This is a genomic window from Kitasatospora sp. NPDC048662 (assembly GCF_055587065.1).
Map to the genome: position 1 here is coordinate 42,655 of NZ_JBVJHA010000002.1, position 13,655 is coordinate 56,309.

The window sequence follows — 13,655 nt, forward strand, 5'->3', positions numbered from 1 at the left end:
TCGTCGCCCCGGCCCGCGGACGGGGCGGGGAGCACGCCCGCGCACACCCCGGGGCGCACACCTGTGGCGCGCGGAGACCTGCTCGCACCCCTCTGGACGACGGCGGCGACCCGCTGTTCGCTGAGAGGGGCCGGGGGGTGCCGGGCTGCGGCACACGCAGCCGATTCCGAGGACCGACGTGGACCGATTGGGAGGCCGTGATGGCTTCAGCGCGAGTGACCGGCAGCACCGTGGACCGGGTCCGGGCGGACGGTCCGGCGGAGCGGCGCGGTCGGGCGCGGGACTGGGCGGAGATCCAGGAGCGCATGCTCGTCCCCCTCTACCAGGACGTTTACCGGCGGCTTGAGGTCGGCGCGGCGACCAGCCTGCTCGGGGTGGGGTGCCGGTCCGGGCTGGCGCTGCTGCTCGCCGAGGGGCGCGGGGCGCAGGTCGCGGGGGTGGAGTGGGACGAGGAGCTGCGGGAGCTGGCGGTGGCCCGCGGGCTGGAGGTGGCGCCCGGTGGGAGCCTCGCCCGTTCGGCGCACTCCGTCCCCCGGCCGGCGCACTCCCTGGTGACGGTTTTCGAGCAGTCGCCGACGCCCGCGCTGGTCGCCTGGTCGGCGCAGCGCACGCTCCCCGGTGGGCTGCTGGTGCTCGCGGACCGGGGCCCGGCGGAGTGCTGCGAGAGCACGGCGGTGCTGGAGGTGGCGCACCGGCACACCCCGTCGGAGGACCGGGAGGAACCCGCGCCCGCAGCACTGGAGTCGCTGCTGGTCTCCGCCGGTCTGCGCCCGTCGATGGCCGGCCGGGTGGTCTGCCCGTTCGCGTACGCGGACCTGGACTCGGCGGTCCGCGGTCTGCTGGCCACCGGCCTGTTCGACCGGGCGGAGCAGCAGGCCGGGGCGGCGCTGGTGGCCAAGGAGCTGGAGGAGGCACTGCATCCGTACCGGTGCCCGGACGGCTCGGTGCGGATGGTGAACGAGTACCGCTGGGTGGCGGGCGCCCGGCCGGATCCGGATGACGAGAACCTGGGCCGGAGCGGCCCTAGTCGCGGCTGAGTCCAGCGGCGGCGTAGGCGGCGTCCTCGTCCAGGGTCTCGGCCTCCAGCAGGGCGGTGGCGAGGGCGTCGAGGCGGTGGCGGTGCCGGTTCAGCAGGACGATCGCCTCCTCCCAGCATTCGGCGACGATCCGGCGGGCCTCCTCGTCGACCGCGTCCAGGGTGGTGGGGGCGGCGGACAGACCGTACGGGGACTGGCCGTCGTTGGGGATGGCGGTGACCCGGCCGACCAGGCTGCTCATGCCCCAGCGGCCGGCCATCGAGCGAGCGATGGTGGTGAGCTGTTCGAGGTCGCTCTCGGCGCCGGTGGTGACCACGCCGTACACCACCTGCTCGGCGGCCATCCCGCCGAGCGCGCCGATGATCCGGCCGCGCAGGTAGGGCTCGGTGTAGGAGTAGCGGTCGGTGTCGGGGGTGGAGAGCGTGACGCCGAGGGCGCGGCCGCGCGGCACGATGGTGACCTTGCGGACGGGGTCGGCGCCGGGCTGGAGCATGCCGAGCAGGGCGTGCCCGGACTCGTGGTAGGCAGTGCGTTCGCGTTCCTGTTGGGGCATCACCAGCGGTCGCACCGCGCCGAGTTGGACCTTCTCCAGGGCCTCGGACAGGTTCTCCTGGTCGACCGCGTCCTGCTGGCGCTTGACCGCCAGCAGCGCGGCCTCGTTGACCAGGTTGGCCAGGTCGGCGCCGGTCATGCCGGGGGTGGTACGGGCGACGATGTCGAGGTCGGTGCCCTCGGCCAGCGGGACTTCGCGGCTGTGGATCCGCAGGATCTGTTCGCGGCCGGCCCGGTCGGGCGGGCTGACGGTGATCCGCCGGTCGAAGCGGCCGGGACGCAGCAGCGCGGGGTCGAGGATCTCGGCCCGGTTGGTCGCGGCGATCACGATGACGCCCTCGGAGCCGGAGAAGCCGTCCATCTCGGTGAGGATCTGGTTGAGCGTCTGCTCGCGTTCGTCGTGGCCGCCCATGCCGCCACCGCCGCCGCGCTGGCGGCCGATGGTGTCGATCTCGTCGATGAAGATGATCGCGGGGGCGACCTTGCGGGCCTCGGCGAACAGGTCGCGGACCCGGCTTGCACCGACGCCGACGATCATCTCGATGAACTCGGACGCCGAGGCGGAGAAGAACGGGACGTCCGCCTCCCCGGCGACCGCGCGGGCGAGCAGGGTCTTGCCGGTGCCGGGCGGACCGGACAGCAGGACGCCGCGCGGCATCTTCGCGCCCAGTCGGCGGTAGGCCTGCGGGTTCTTCAGGAAGTCGACGACCTCGCTGAGTTCGGCCTCCACCTCGTCGATGCCGGCCACGTCCTGGAAGGTGCTGCGGCGGCCCTGGCTGGTGTCCACCGGCTTCGGCGGGGCCTTGCGGCCGAGTGCGCCACCGCCGAGCCCGCCGGCCATCCGGCGGGCCAGGAACACCCAGACCGCGATCAGCAGCAGCATCGGGGCGAGCGAGATCAGCAGGTTGGCCAGGAAGCTGCGCTGCTGCACCACCGGGCGGGCGATCACCTCGACGTTCTGCGCCTGGAGGGTGCCCCAGAGGTTGTCGGTGGCGAACGCCGGGCGCTGGGTGGTGAATTCGCTGTAGTCGCCCTTGCCGCCGTCCGGCTTGGGCTGCTTGTTCTTCAGGGTGCCCTCGATGGAGTCGCCCTTGGAGTAGATCTTGGTGATGTTGCCGCTGTTGAGCTGCTTGCTGAACTCGGTGTACGAGATGGTGGTGGAACCACCGCCACCGAAGAAGCTCAGCAGCAGGTCGGACAGCAGGAACACCACCAGGGCGGTGAGAATCAGGCCCGTCCACCCGCCCGGCATCTTCTTCTTCGGCGGCGCGGGCGGCGGCGCCCCCTCGGAGCGCCAGGGCTGGTCGGGGGTCTGACGCGGCGGCACGGGGTTGCTCACCAGCCGGACGATACGGACATTCCGTCCGCTGGTCGGCGCGCAACGCCGCGACGCCGCGACGCCGCCCGTCAGCGCACGGGGGTCGGCCACTCCTCCGCCGTCAGCGCGAACCGCTCGTGATCCCGCCAGGCGCCCTGCAGAAACAGCATCCGCGGCGTGAACCCCTCGTGGCGGAAGCCCAGCCGACGCGCCATCGCCACCGAACGCTCGTTGTCCGGCTGCACGTTGATCTCCAGCCGGTGCAGCCCCAGCCCGCCCTGCTCGGCCGGCGTGAAGCACCGCTCCACCACCAGCCGCATCCCCTCCGACATCCGGCCCGTCCCGGCGAACGGCACGTACGAGTCGTAGCCCAGCACGCCGTTGCGGAACCGGGCCATCACGATGTTCGCCACATTGCACTTGCCGACCATGCCGCCGGTCTCCTGATCGAAAATCAGGAACGTCCGCAGGCCCGCCCCCTGACGGCTCAGCAAATCCGGCAGACCGTCCGGCTCCACCGGGTTCCACCGCCCGATGTGTTCGGCGGAGCGCCGCACCGCATCGGCATAGGGAACGACATCATCGGGGCGAGGGGCTCGGATGGTTACGCGCATCCCGCAATCATCGCGCAGGCGGGTGCGAAAACAGGGGCGCGGGGAACTGCGCGAAGCCGAAGGCACCCACCAGCAAGATCGCGACGCGGGCAATGACTTGCCATTGATCGCGACCTTGCGGACCGGTGCATGGCTGGTCGCGCAGTTCCCCGCGCCCCTGTCTTCGCACCCCAACCGCTCGCGCAAGTCTCCCCGCACCCCTGTCTTCGCATCCCAACCGCTCGCGCAAGTCTCCCCGCGCCCCTGCTTTCGCACCCAACTATTCGCGCAAGTCTCCCCCGCGCCCCGGGTGCGCTCTGCCTGGTCCGGCACCCGCCTACAGCAGGTCCTTGAACTCCTTGGGCAGCTCGAAGTCCGCCGGCCCCTTGCCCGCCGGGAGGCCGAACGCGTTGCCGTCGGCCTGGCCCGGCCCGAGGGCCTTGCGCTCGGCGGCCGCCGCCTCCTCCTGGGCCCGCTTGAGCGGGTTGCCGCTCTTGCGCTTGCCCTTGGCGACCGGGGCCTTCTTGCCGGAGCGCTTGCCGCCGCCACCCATGCCGGGGATGCCGGGCATGCCCGGGATGCCCTTGCCGGAGGCCATCGCGGACATCATCTTGCGGGCGTCGAAGAACCGCTCGACCAGGCTGGAGACCTCGCCGACCTGGACGCCGGCACCCTTGGCGATGCGCAGGCGGCGCGAGCCGTTGATGAGCTTCGGGTCGGTGCGCTCGGCCGGGGTCATCGACTTGATGATCGCGCCGACCCGGTTGACGTCCTTGTCGTCGATGTTGTTGATCTGGTCCCGGATCTGGCCCATGCCGGGGAGCATGCCGAGCAGCTTGGAGATCGAGCCCATCTTCTGGACCTGCTCCAGCTGCGACAGGAAGTCGTCGAGCGTGAATTCCTTGCCGCCGCCCTGCAGCTTGGCGGCCATCTTCTCGGCCTCGGCCTGCGAGAAGGTCTGCTCGGCCTTCTCGATCAGCGAGAGGACGTCGCCCATGCCGAGGATGCGCGAGGCCATCCGGTCGGGGTGGAAGGCGTCGAAGTCGTCGACCTTCTCGCCGTTGGAGGCGAACATGATCTGGCGGCCGGTGACGTGCGCGACGGAGAGCGCGGCACCGCCGCGGGCGTCGCCGTCGAGCTTGGAGAGCACCACGCCGGTGAAGTCGACGCCTTCGAGGAAGGCCTGCGCGGTGGTGACCGCGTCCTGGCCGACCATGGCGTCGACCACGAACAGGACCTCGTCCGGGTTGACGGCGGCGCGGATGTCCGCGGCCTGCTGCATCAGTTCGGCGTCGATGCCGAGGCGGCCGGCGGTGTCGACGATCACGACGTCGTACTGCTTCTGCTTGGCGTACTCGATGGAGTCGCGGGCGACCTGCACCGGGTCGCCGACGCCGTTGCCGGGCTGCGGGCCGTAGAAGGCGACGCCGGCCCGTTCCGCCACGACGCCGAGCTGGGTGACGGCGTTGGGGCGCTGGAGGTCGCAGGCGACCAGCAGCGGGGTGTGCTTCTGGGCCTTGAGCCAGTGGCCGAGCTTTCCGGCCAGGGTGGTCTTACCGGCGCCCTGGAGACCGGCCAGCATGATCACCGTCGGGCCGGTCTTGGCGTACTTCAGGCGGCGGGTCTCGCCACCGAGGATGCCGATCAGCTCCTCGTTGACGATCTTGATGATCTGCTGGGCGGGGTTCAGCGCGCCGGAGACCTCGGAGCCGAGGGCGCGGTCCTTGACCTGCTTGATGAAGGCGCGGACCACGGGGAGCGCGACGTCCGCCTCCAGCAGGGCGATCCGGATCTCGCGCGCGGTGGCGTCGATGTCCGCCTCGCTGAGACGGCCCTTGCCCCGGAGGTTCTTGAACGTCGCTGCGAGGCGGTCGGAGAGAGTGTCGAACACGTCGGTCGCGGGTCCCTTGCGGCATCGAGTACGGGTACTGTCGTCGCCCCCAAGGGTAGCCGTACGCCCGATGGACGGTCTGCGCCCCTGCGTGAACGGGCTCTCAGCCGGTCTTCAGAGCGTCCCGCACGGCCTGTGCCACCTGCTGTGCGCGCTCCGGCTCCAGCGGCCGGCCGTCCTCGGTGGTCAGGTAGAACGCGTCCACCGCCTCCGCGCCCAGGGTGGACACCTGCGCGGTGCGGACCCGTACGCCCGCGGCGTCCAGGGCCCGGCCGATCCGGTGCAGCAGGCCGGGCGCGTCGTGGGCGCGCACCTCCAGGACGGTCGCGGAGTGGGACGCCGTGCCGGGGGCGACGGTGACCACCGGCGGCGGGGTGCGGATGCCGGGACGGCGCGGGGCGGCGGCGTCGCGCTCGGCGAGTCGGCGGGCCACGTCCAGCGAGCCGTCCAGGGCGCGGCGCAGGTCGGCGCGCAGCCGGGCCGTCTCGGGGACGTCGCCGTACTCGGCGGCCACTGTCCAGGAGATCAGCAGGACGGGGCCGGCGCCGGCCGGGTCGAGTTCGCGCAGGACGGCCTTGCGGACGGTCAGGCGGTGCACGGCGAGCAGGCCGGCCACGGTGCCGAGCAGGCCGGGGCGGTCGGGGACGGCGAGGGTGAGCTCGACACCGACGGACTCGGTTCCGTCGGCGTCGAGTTCGGCGCGCAGGGCGAGCGCGGGGCCGCCGGTGCGGGCGGCCTCGACGGCGAGGCGTTCCTGTTCGGCGGTCGGGGTGCCGGTGGCGGGCGGCCGGGGGTCGCCGGCCAGGCGGGCGGCGGTGCGGTCGACCAGCTGGTCGACCAGCGAGGCCCGCCACGCGGACCAGGCGGCGGGGCCGGTGGCGGTGGCGTCGGCCTCGGTGAGCGCGTGCAGCAGCTCCAGGTGGGTCCGGTCGCCGACGGTCTTCGCGATCAGGTCGGCGGTGGCCGGGTCGTCGGGGTCGCGGCGGGTGGCGGTGTCCACCAGCGTCAGGTGGTGGCGCACCAGCAGCGCCAGGGTGTCGGTGTCGGCCCGGTCGAAGCCCATCCGGGCGGCCAGCTCGCGGACGATCGCCTCGCCGGCCTCGGAGTGGTCGCCGGGCAGGCCCTTGCCGAGGTCGTGCAGCAGGGCGGCCACCAGCAGCAGGTCGGGGCGGGCGGTGCGGCGGGTCAGTGCGGCGGCCCGCACCGCGGTCTCGATCAGGTGCCGGTCGACGGTCCAGCAGTGCACGGCGTTGCGCTGGGGGCGGCAGCGGACCCGTTCCCAGTCGGGCAGCAGCCGGGCGATCAGCCCCTCGGCGTCCAGTGCCTCCCACACCGGCAGGCAGGCCTCGCCGGCGCCGAGCAGGCCGACCAGCCGGTCCCGGGCCTCGTCGGGCCAGGGAACCGGCAGCGGTCCGGTCTCGGCGGCCAGCCGGCGCACCGTGGCGTGGGCGACGGGCAGCCCGGCCTGGGCGGCCGCGGCGGCGGCGCGCAGCGGCAGCACCGGGTCGGTGGCGGGCCGGGCGGCCGGTGCGAGCACCGCCTCGCCGTCCTGCTCGACCACGCCCTCGGCCAGCGGACGGCGTTCGACGGGCGTGCCTCGGCGCGCTCCGCGGAAGAGGCGGCCGCGCCGGGTGCGGGCGGCGAGCACCCGGTCGACGGCCCGCCAGGTGACGTCGGAGGCGTAGGCGACGGTGCGGGCGGCCTCGTAGACCCGGCGCAGCAGGGTGTCGGCGTCCGGGACGCCGAGCTGTGCGGCGACCTGGTCGTGGTCCTGCAGGGCGAGCCGTTCGGTGGCCCGGCCGGTGCTGAGGTGCAGGGCGTCGCGGACGTCGGCGAGGGTGCGGGCGGCGGCGTCCAGGCCGTCGCGGGGGGCGTCGGCGAGCCAGCTGGCGGCGATCGCGTCGAGTGCGGCGAGGTCGCGCAGGCCGCCGCGGGACTCCTTGAGGTCGGGTTCCAGCAGGAAGGAGAGTTCGCCGTGGCGTTCGGCCCGGGCCCGGCCGAGGGCCCGCAGCTCGGGCAGCCGGGCGGGGGCGGCGGCGCGCCAGTCGGCGAGCACCTGGGTGCGCAGCCCGGCGGTCAGCCGCCCGTCTCCGGCCAGGTGGCGGGCGTCCAGCAGGCCGAGGGCGGCCTTGAGGTCCTCGGCGGCGACCTGGCGGGCCTCGGCGGGGGTGCGGACGGCGTGGTCGAGGGCGATGCCGCTGTCCCAGACGGGGTACCAGATCCGTTCGGCGACCTCGGGGTCGAGCGGGCCGTCGTGCAGCAGCAGCACGTCCAGGTCGCTGCGCGGGGAGAGTTCGCCGCGGCCGTAGCCGCCGACCGCGACCAGGGCGGTGCGGGCGGGGGCACCGGCCGTCCGGTGGAGGCCGGTCAGCCAGTGGTCGGTGAGCCGGGCCAGGGCGGTGCGCCGGTCGCGGCCGGTGCCGGCGGAATCGGCCAGCAGCCGGGCGCGTTCGGCGAGGTGGCCGCGGTCGCCGGGGTCGGTCGTCATGGTCAGAGCGCGTCGGGACCGCGTTCGCCGGTCCGGACCCGCACCACGGTCTCCACCGGGACCGACCAGACCTTGCCGTCGCCGATCTTCCCCGTGCGGGCGGCCCTGACCACCACGTCGATCAGCTGCTCGGCGTCCTCGTCCTCGACCAGTATCTCGACCCGGACCTTGGGCACCAGGTCGACGGTGTATTCGGCGCCCCGGTAGACCTCGGTGTGGCCGCGCTGCCGCCCGTACCCGCTGGCCTCGGTGACGGTCAGCCCGTGCACCCCGAACGCCTGCAGGGCCTCCTTGACCTCGTCCAGGCGGTGCGGCTTGATGACGGCGGTGATGAGCTTCATCGGGCGTCGACCTCGGTCTTCTCGGTGGTGGTGAAGCTGGCGGCAAGGCGGGCCGGGCCGGCCCCGAGGGTGGTGAAGTCGTAGGCGGACTCGGCGTGTTCGGCCTGGTCGATGCCGGACAGCTCGACCTCCGCGGCAACCCGGAAGCCGATCGTCTTCTGGATCGCCGTGCCCAGCAGCCAGGAGAGCACGAACGAGTACACCAGCACGGCGGCCACGCCGAGCGCCTGTCGGCCGAGCTGGCCGAACCCGCCGCCGTAGAACAGGCCGGCCGCCTGCTGCCCGACGTGGCCGGTGGCGAACAGGCCGACCAGCAGCGAGCCGATCACGCCGCCGACCAGGTGGACGCCGACCACGTCGAGCGAATCGTCGAGCCCGAAGCGGTACTTGAGGCCGATCGCGGCGGCGCACACCGCGCCCGCGACCAGGCCGAGGGCGATCGCGCCGAGCGGCGACACCGAACCGCAGGCCGGGGTGATGGCGACCAGCCCGGCCACCGCGCCGGACGCCGCGCCCAGGGTGGTGAACGCGCCGTGCCGCAGCCGCTCGTACGCGAGCCAGCCGAGCATCGCGGCGGCGGTGGCGACCTGGGTGTTCATGAACGCCATCCCGGCGACGCCGTTGGCGGCCAGCGCCGAGCCCGCGTTGAAGCCGAACCAGCCGAACCACAGCAGGCCGGAGCCGAGCATCACCAGCGGCAGGCTGTGCGGGCGCATCGGATCCTTCCGGAAGCCGATCCGCGGGCCCAGGACCAGCACCAGGGCCAGGCCCGCCGCTCCGGCGTTGATGTGCACGGCGGTGCCGCCGGCGAAGTCGATCACGCCGGCCCGGTCGCCGAGCCAGCCGCCGTGGCCGCCGTCGAAGAAGAACACCCAGTGCGCGACCGGGAAGTAGACGATCGTCACCCAGAGCGCCACGAACAGGCTCCAGGACGCGAACCTGGCCCGGTCCGCGATCGCGCCGCTGATCAGCGCCGGGGTGATGACCGCGAACATCAGCTGGAACGCGGCGAACGCGGTGACCGGGATGCTGCCGGTGAGCGCGTTCAGGTCGATGCCGCGCAGCCCCACGAAGTCGAGGTTGCCGATCAGCCCGGCGCCGGCGTCCGGCCCGAAGGCCAACGAGTACCCGTAGAGCACCCAGAGCACGCTGACGATCGCGAGCGAGACGAAGCTCATGGCGAGCATGTTGAGGGTGCTCCGGACCCTGACCATGCCGCCGTAGAAGAAGGCCAGACCCGGGGTCATCACCATGACCAGGGCCGCACTGATGAACACGAAGGCGGTGTCGCCCGCGCTGAAGCCGTCCGGCATCGGCGTCTCCTCCCAGCTGGAAGCCGCTCCGTGCCGGGACGTGTGCCTTGTCCCGGCATGGCGGCGATGGGAGGAGCGTGCCGAAGGCGGGTTTCCGCCGATGCGGCCTGGTGTTTCACCGCAGTGACGTGGTTGACGCGCCCGTTACGAGCGCGTGAACCGGGAGGGCGGGATCAGATCACCGAGACGAACTCCGGGATGTCCTGAACCACCCGCTCGGCCAGCCGGTCCACCCCGGGCACGCCGCGGAAGTCCCTGGTGGCCGCCTCGGAGGTCTTGCGGACCCGGGTGTTCAGGCGCTCCGAGCGGACCTTGCGGGCGATGTCCACCGCCGCCTCGCAGTACTCCGCGGCCTCCTCCGGCTCCCGCTGGAGCAGCCGCACCGAGGCCATGCCGACCAGGTTGAACGCGTAGGTGCGGACGTGGTCGCCGTCCTTGCGGAACAGGTCGACCGCCTTGGTGATCATCGGCTCCGCGGCCTTCGCCATCGCGGTGCTCCGGTCCGAGGTGTACGCCAAGTCCCGGTAGGAGTGCCCGTTCTCCGCGTTGAGCTCGGCCGCCGAGAAGAACCGCAGCCAATTCGGCGTCTCGTCACCGGTGTTGATGTCGCTGAAGGTGTCCTCCGAGAGCCGGATCGCCCGGGCGCAGCGGTTGACCTCGCCGATGGTGGCGTACGCGCGGGCCTCCATCGCGTACAGCAGCGACTGCTGGCGGGTGCTGGCGGTGTCCCGGCTGCCGTACTGGGCGAGGTGGATCAGCTCCAGTGCGTCCTCGCCGCGGTTCAGGTGGATCATCTGCCGGCACATGTCGGTCAGCACGTGCGCGCCGAACGGCCGGTCCCCGGCCTCCTTGGCGGCGTGCAGCGCCAGCACGTAGTACTTCTGCGCGCTCGGGTGCATGCCCACGTCGTAGGACATGAAGCCCGCCAGGTGGGCGAGTTCGGCGGTGAGCCGGAACAGCCGCTTGGTGGTGGCCTCCGGGTAGGTCTCCTGCAGCAGGTCGGTGACCTCGTGCAGTTGGCCCACCACGGCCTTGCGGCGCAGGCCGCCGCCGTTCTGGGCGTCCCACTTCCGGAACATCTCGGTGGTCTGCTCCAGCAGTTGCATCTCCGGCTCGGACAGCCGCCCGGAGAACTGCTCGCCGCCGTTGGCCGCCGCCAGGATCGGGGTGGGCTCGCCGTTCGGGCCCGGCGTCAGCCAGCGCTGCATCGGCTCGATCAGTGCCGCGCCCGCCGTCAGTGCCAGTGAAGTGCCCAGAAAACCACGGCGGTTGAGCATCAGGTCGCTGCGTGAGTACTCGCTGATCGCCTGCACGGTCTGCTGCGGGCTCCACGGCAGATCCACCCCGGCGCCGACGGTGGTCACCGGGATCGCGGCGCGCAGGCCGAGGTCCTCGATCGACACCACCGAGCCGAAGCGCTCGGAGAACAGCTCGGACATGATCTTCGGGATCGGCTCGCGCGGCTGCTCGCCGTCCAGCCAACGGCGCACCCGCGAGGTGTCCGTGGAGACGTGGTGCGCGCCGATCTGGCGTGCCCGCCGGTTCACTTGGCGCGCCAGCTCGCCCTTCGACCAGCCACTGCGCGCGAACCAGGAGCCCAGCTTCTCGTTCGGCTGCTTCTCACCCATGGGACCGTCCCCATCCCGCCCCGGACCGGGGCTCCCGCTCGCCTTGACGACTCGTCATTCCGCGGCACCGCTGTGACCGGTCCGCTGCATTCCGTATCCAGAACGTAGCGTCCCTCCGCCATCCGAGGGAGCAACGTCGCGGAAACGCCACCTTTCGCCACCCCCACGAGTGAACTACCGGGCGTGGAGCCACGATTCACTGGGTGTCAGCCCGGCATGACCACGGCACATGCCCGGACCCGACGGAGGCACGCGTGCGGCAACGACGATCCGGCATCCGAACCAGCGGTGCAAGGCGCTTGCTCGCCCAAGCCGCCCGAATCGGTGTGCGCCGGTCCGCGCGCGCCTCCGGCGCACCACGCAGCACACGCCCACCGGGCGACGCACTGTCACCATCCCGTAACCACCGGCAACCGGAGCCTGTTGGAGGAGGCATGGACAAGCTGTTCGGCACCCTGCGACTCGCGCCCCTCGGCGCCCGTCGCCGCACCCGGCCCACCGCGCTCCGGGCCGCCACCGAGTACTCCGGGCGCTGGGGCTGGACGCTCGCCGCCGGCAGCCCGCCCCCGCACCCCTCGGTCCGCTGCGAGTGCGCCGTCCCGCTCTGCGCCGCGCCCAACCTGCACCACGAGGTTGGCCCGCTGATCGCCCCCGGTACCGGCGCCGCCGAACTCGCCGCGAGCTGTCCGGCGGACGCGCCGCTGCTGCTCCCCACCGGCCACCAGTTCGACGTGCTGGACGTACCGGCCCGGCCCGGCCTCCAGGCCCTGGTCCGGCTCGAACGGATGGGCACCCAGGTCGGCCCCGTCCTCGCCTCCCCCACCGGCCGGCTGCTGCTCTTCGTCGCCCCGCGCACCGCCGAGCGCCTGCCCGACCTGCTCTACCGGATGGGCTGGGACGACGCCTCGCTCGACCTCACCTGCCACGGCCTCGGCTCCTACCTGGCCGCGCCCCCGGTCGCCCTCGGCACCCTCGGCCCCATGCGATGGCTGCGCCGCCCCACCGCGGACAACCCCCCGCCGGAAGCCCGCCTACTGCTGGGCACCCTGGCGTACGCCTGCCACCGCGCCCGCGACCGGGCGACGCTGCTCGCGAGCTAGGGCCCGTCCGGAGACTCACACACAGCAAGGTCCGTCCCAGGAGAGAACGTCCCTCCTCGAACGGACCTTGCGGGTGGATCAGCCGGGCGGCTAGCCGAGCAGCGCGTCCACGAACGCTCCCGGCTCGAACGGAGCCAGGTCGTCCGCGCCTTCGCCGAGGCCGATCAGCTTGACGGGCACGCCGAGTTCGCGCTGCACCGAGATCACGATGCCGCCCTTCGCGGTGCCGTCCAGCTTGGTGAGGACGATGCCGGTGATGTCCACGACCTCGGCGAACACCCGGGCCTGCACCAGGCCGTTCTGGCCGGTGGTGGCGTCGAGCACCAGCAGGACCTCGTCCACCGGGCCGTGCTTCTCGACGACTCGCTTGACCTTGCCGAGTTCGTCCATCAGGCCGGTCTTGGTGTGCAGTCGCCCGGCGGTGTCCACCAGGACGGTGTCGACGTTCTCGGTGATGCCCTGCTTGACGGCGTCGAACGCGACGGAGGCCGGGTCGCCGCCCTCGGGGCCGCGGACGGTGTGCGCGCCGACCCGTTCGCCCCAGGTCTGGAGCTGGTCGGCGGCGGCGGCGCGGAAGGTGTCGGCGGCGCCGAGCACGACCCTGCGGCCGTCGGCGACCAGGACGCGGGCGAGCTTGCCGGTGGTGGTGGTCTTGCCGACGCCGTTGACGCCGACCACCAGGACCACGGCGGGGCCGCCGTCGGTCTTGACGGAGTGGACGGTGCGGTCCGTGTCGGGGCCGATCAGCTTGACCAGCTCTTCGCGGAGCAGTCCGCGCAGCTCGTCGGGGGTGCGGGTGCCGAGCACCTTGACCCGGGTGCGCAGGTTGTCGACGAGCTCCTGGGTGGCGCCGACGCCGACGTCGGCGGTGAGGAGGGTCTCCTCGATCTCTTCCCAGGTGTCCTCGTCGAGGCGGTCGCGGGAGAGCAGGGTGAGCAGGCCCTTGCCGAGCGTGGACTGCGAGCGGGAGAGCCGCGAGCGCAGGCGCACCAGGCGGCCGGCGGTGGGTTCGGGGACCTCGATCGCGGGGGCGGCCTCCGCCTCCTCGATCCGCACCTCCTCGGCGGGCTTCTCGACCGCCGGTTCCTCGACCGCCGGCTTCTGCGCCGCCGGCTTCTGCGCCGCCGGCGTCTCTGCCGCGGGCTTCTCGACCGTCGGCTCTGCGGCCGCAGGCTTCTCGGCGGTCGACGGGGCGGCGGTCTCGGCCGGCTTGGCGGGCGCGCTCGTGGTGTCCGCAGTGGGCGGCGCGGTGATCGTCGGGGTCTGGCTCGGCTTGTCGAGCTCTTTGCGTCGTTTGCCGGAAACGACGAGTCCGGTGATCGCGCCGATGGCGACCACCGCGATGACAACGGCAAGGATCACGTATTCCATAACCCGTCCAGTATCACTTAGCG

Annotated in this window: 10 protein-coding genes; 2 read left to right on the forward strand and 8 right to left on the reverse strand. The window is 72.9% G+C overall.

The window, feature by feature from the left end; all coding sequences use genetic code 11:
* Positions 1-200 precede the first annotated feature (200 nt).
* Positions 201-1,037 (forward strand): class I SAM-dependent methyltransferase, encoded by an 837-nt coding sequence (locus ACZ6R9_RS06190; RefSeq protein WP_465536880.1) that lies wholly within the window; start codon positions 201-203, stop codon positions 1,035-1,037.
* Here ACZ6R9_RS06190 and ftsH read toward each other — a convergent pair.
* The 7 genes from ftsH to nsdA all read right to left on the reverse strand — a co-directional run bounded on the left by ftsH (position 1,024) and on the right by nsdA (position 11,161).
* The gene (gene ftsH, locus ACZ6R9_RS06195) at positions 1,024-2,928 is read right to left on the reverse strand and encodes an ATP-dependent zinc metalloprotease FtsH (protein ID WP_465536881.1); all 1,905 of its coding nucleotides are present in this window, start codon (positions 2,926-2,928) and stop codon (positions 1,024-1,026) included. The two genes, ACZ6R9_RS06190 and ftsH, sit on opposite strands and share 14 nt — an antisense overlap.
* A gap of 68 nt (positions 2,929-2,996) precedes the next feature.
* Entirely contained in the window at positions 2,997-3,521 is a 525-nt protein-coding gene (locus ACZ6R9_RS06200) for a GNAT family N-acetyltransferase (protein ID WP_465536883.1), read from the reverse strand.
* Positions 3,522-3,837: 316 nt separating this feature from the next.
* Positions 3,838-5,391, reverse strand: coding sequence for a signal recognition particle protein (ffh, locus tag ACZ6R9_RS06205; RefSeq protein WP_380488256.1), 1,554 nt, complete (start codon positions 5,389-5,391; stop codon positions 3,838-3,840).
* A 103-nt stretch (positions 5,392-5,494) separates the two neighbouring features.
* Positions 5,495-7,879 (reverse strand): [protein-PII] uridylyltransferase, encoded by a 2,385-nt coding sequence (locus tag ACZ6R9_RS06210; RefSeq protein WP_465536885.1) that lies wholly within the window; start codon positions 7,877-7,879, stop codon positions 5,495-5,497.
* Between the two features lie 2 nt (positions 7,880-7,881).
* Positions 7,882-8,220 (reverse strand): P-II family nitrogen regulator, encoded by a 339-nt coding sequence (locus ACZ6R9_RS06215; RefSeq protein ID WP_380488258.1) that lies wholly within the window; start codon positions 8,218-8,220, stop codon positions 7,882-7,884.
* Complete coding sequence (locus tag ACZ6R9_RS06220) at positions 8,217-9,533, reverse strand: ammonium transporter (protein WP_465536886.1); 1,317 nt, start codon at positions 9,531-9,533, stop codon at positions 8,217-8,219. Before ACZ6R9_RS06220 ends, ACZ6R9_RS06215 begins: the two co-directional genes overlap by 4 nt.
* Positions 9,534-9,706: 173 nt before the next feature.
* Positions 9,707-11,161, reverse strand: coding sequence for a transcriptional repressor NsdA (gene nsdA, locus ACZ6R9_RS06225; RefSeq protein ID WP_380488260.1), 1,455 nt, complete (start codon positions 11,159-11,161; stop codon positions 9,707-9,709).
* A 434-nt stretch (positions 11,162-11,595) separates the two neighbouring features.
* Between nsdA and ACZ6R9_RS06230 the strand changes: the two genes are divergently transcribed.
* Positions 11,596-12,261 carry a bifunctional DNA primase/polymerase gene (locus ACZ6R9_RS06230; protein ID WP_380488261.1) on the forward strand — a complete coding sequence of 222 codons (666 nt, stop codon included), beginning with the start codon at positions 11,596-11,598 and terminating at the stop codon, positions 12,259-12,261.
* Between the two features lie 90 nt (positions 12,262-12,351).
* On the opposite strand, the gene ftsY is transcribed toward ACZ6R9_RS06230, so the two are convergent.
* Entirely contained in the window at positions 12,352-13,632 is a 1,281-nt protein-coding gene (gene ftsY, locus ACZ6R9_RS06235; protein WP_465536888.1) for a signal recognition particle-docking protein FtsY, read from the reverse strand.
* Positions 13,633-13,655 lie beyond the last annotated feature (23 nt).

Excerpts from the sequence above, each read along its gene's own strand:
- ACZ6R9_RS06200 (WP_465536883.1), bottom strand. The coding sequence starts at position 3,521 with ATGCGCGTAACCATCCGAGCCCCTCGCCCCGATGATGTCGTTCCCTAT.
- ftsY (WP_465536888.1), bottom strand. The coding sequence starts at position 13,632 with ATGGAATACGTGATCCTTGCCGTTGTCATCGCGGTGGTCGCCATCGGC.
- ACZ6R9_RS06210 (WP_465536885.1), bottom strand. The coding sequence starts at position 7,879 with ATGACGACCGACCCCGGCGACCGCGGCCACCTCGCCGAACGCGCCCGG.
- ACZ6R9_RS06220 (WP_465536886.1), bottom strand. The coding sequence starts at position 9,533 with ATGCCGGACGGCTTCAGCGCGGGCGACACCGCCTTCGTGTTCATCAGT.
- ACZ6R9_RS06215 (WP_380488258.1), bottom strand. The coding sequence starts at position 8,220 with ATGAAGCTCATCACCGCCGTCATCAAGCCGCACCGCCTGGACGAGGTC.
- ACZ6R9_RS06230 (WP_380488261.1), top strand. The coding sequence starts at position 11,596 with ATGGACAAGCTGTTCGGCACCCTGCGACTCGCGCCCCTCGGCGCCCGT.
- ACZ6R9_RS06190 (WP_465536880.1), top strand. The coding sequence starts at position 201 with ATGGCTTCAGCGCGAGTGACCGGCAGCACCGTGGACCGGGTCCGGGCG.
- nsdA (WP_380488260.1), bottom strand. The coding sequence starts at position 11,161 with ATGGGTGAGAAGCAGCCGAACGAGAAGCTGGGCTCCTGGTTCGCGCGC.